This window comes from Streptococcus hillyeri (assembly GCF_003686955.1).
In the GTDB taxonomy this organism is placed as follows: Bacteria; Bacillota; Bacilli; order Lactobacillales; family Streptococcaceae; genus Streptococcus; species Streptococcus hillyeri.
The window spans coordinates 1-1,202 of the sequence record NZ_RCVM01000049.1 but is presented as its reverse complement, the minus strand read 5'-3'; the positions used below and the strand labels follow the sequence as shown (position 1 = coordinate 1,202).

General features: G+C 40.8%; 1 protein-coding gene. It reads left to right on the top strand.

The window, feature by feature from the left end:
- The coding region (locus tag EAF07_RS10390; protein ID WP_121836467.1) for an IS30 family transposase at window positions 1-950 on the top strand (950 nt) is incomplete at its 5' end.
- Window positions 951-1,202 lie beyond the last annotated feature (252 nt).

Below are 1,202 nucleotides of genomic sequence, written 5' to 3'. Positions count from 1 at the left end.
CTAAGAGAAGACAAAATTGTGGCTACAAGAAAATCTTCTACCTCGCTAAACAGGCTCAAAAACAATACGAACAAACCCTCGTTGAGGCTCGAGAAGGAACACCTCTCAACTCTCAAACGTTCTGGGACATGGATAAAGTCATCTCCGATGGTGTGAAAAAGGGACAGCACATCTATCACATCCTTAAAACTCATAACCTTGATGTCAGTTCCTCAACCGTCTATCGACACATCCGTAAAGGATACCTTTCTATCGCTCCTATTGATCTGGCTAGAGCTGTAAAATTCAAACCTAGACGAAAGGCTACACTACCTGCTATCCCTAAAGAAGCTAAAAAAGGGCGTTCTTATGAGGACTTCCAAAACTTCCTGACACATAGACAGCTGACCTCTTGGCTTGAAATGGACACCGTTATTGGACGGGTTGGTGGAAAAGTATTACTCACCTTCAATGTCTCTTTCTGTAACTTTATCTTCGCTAGACTTCTGGACAATAAAACCGCTCTTGAGGTCGCTAAACACTTCTATGTTATCAAGAACACGCTTTATGAGGCTGACCGAGATTTCTTCGATGTTTTCCCTGTCATTCTAACTGACAATGGTGGAGAGTTTGCCAAAGTTGATGACATTGAGATGGATATCAGAGGTGAGATTAAACTATTCTTTTGCGACCCTAAGCGCTCTGACCAGAAAGGAAGAATTGAGAAAAATCACACACTTATTCGCGATATTTTACCCAAGGGAACTTCTTTTGACAACTTAACTCAGAACGATATCAACCTAGTCTGTTCTCATGTGAATAGCGTGAAACGCGCTGCTCTGAATGGGAAATCAGCTTATGAGCTCTTTACCTTTACCTATGACGAAGAACTGGCTAAACTACTCGGCATTTCCTTAATTCCAGCAGAAGACGTCTGTCAGTCTCCAAAATTACTCCAACACAAATTCTAAAAACAACCTAATATAAGCCACTCAAACGTCTCACACTAACTTCCACCATAGCGGAACTTAATCTGAAACGCTTTCAGATGAGGGGATTTTGTGTACCCTTTTTGTCAACTAAATTAGCCTAAAAATGCAATAAATCAACCTTTATAAAAACCAGTGGAACTTACCCTGACACGGAGTTTCACTGGTTGTTAGAGGTTTTATCAGATTAACTTCCACTTTAACAGACGGTGGAAGTTAGTTTGGGAATTTAGC